This is a genomic window from Rhizobacter sp. P2_H2, assembly GCF_056403375.1.
The window spans coordinates 1-836 of record NZ_JBFUFP010001608.1; the positions used below are offsets into that span (position 1 = coordinate 1).

The 836-nt window shown below is 70.2% G+C and carries 1 protein-coding gene and 1 pseudogene; both read right to left on the reverse strand.

Features of this window, described 5'->3' with window-relative positions; all coding sequences use genetic code 11:
• Positions 1 to 578, reverse strand: a 578-nt coding sequence (locus AC1D15_RS35060) for an alpha/beta hydrolase (protein ID WP_477829708.1), incomplete at its 3' end; no start/stop codon positions are given.
• Between the two features lie 10 nt (positions 579 to 588).
• Positions 589 to 836 (reverse strand): annotated as a pseudogene (locus AC1D15_RS35065) (peptidase); the annotation flags it as partial.

The following is an 836-nucleotide window of genomic DNA, read 5'->3' on the forward strand; positions in this document are numbered from 1 at the left end:
TAGTAGATCTGCGTCTCGATCTCGCGCCGGAAGCTCAGCGAATGCCCGTGGCCGGACGGCTCGATGCCGGCGTCGATGTAGTCGCGCAGCACGCCGGGCGCCCAGCGCGCGAAGGCCGGCTTGGCCGCGAAGTGCGCGAACGCCGCCTCGGCGCTCGGCCAGTGCTGGCGGCGGCGCTTCGAGACGTGGCCGGGCGAGAAGCGCTCGCCGATGCCGGTCGCCTTGGCCACCTGCAGCGTGCGGGCGAGCAGCCCGCCGATCAGCGGCGAATCCATCAGCACCACGCCGCGCGCCAGGTCGGGCCGCTTCGACGCGGCCAGCACGCTCAGGAAGCCGCCGAGCGAATGTCCGACCAGCCAGACCGGCCCGGCGGCGGCGTGCTGCTCGATGAAGGCGATCAGCTGGTTGCGCAGCAGCGGCCAGTTGTTGGTGACGCGGTAGTGCTCGTCGTGGCCGAGCTTCTCGATCGCATGCACCTCGTGGCCGGCGGCGCGCCACGCGTCGAACAGCTGCCGGTAGGTGCCGGCGGGGAAGCTGTTCGCATGCGAGAAGACGATGCAGCCCGGGGCGGCAGTCACGCGGCTCCCATCAGATGATCTTCTCTCCGGGGTGCGTGATCTTGCGCATCGGCTCGTAGCGGTCCGACGGCACGCACAGTGGGTGCTCGGCGGCGCTGCCGTCCCACTGCGGGTCGTCGATCGATTCGAACACCTGGCGCAAGCGCTGGCCCCAGGTGCTGCGGATCATCGCGAAGTACGGGTTGCGCTCGTCGATGCAGACCATCTGCTGCGACTGGAAGGTGCCGGCCTCGTAGACCAGCAGGTCCAGCGGCAGGC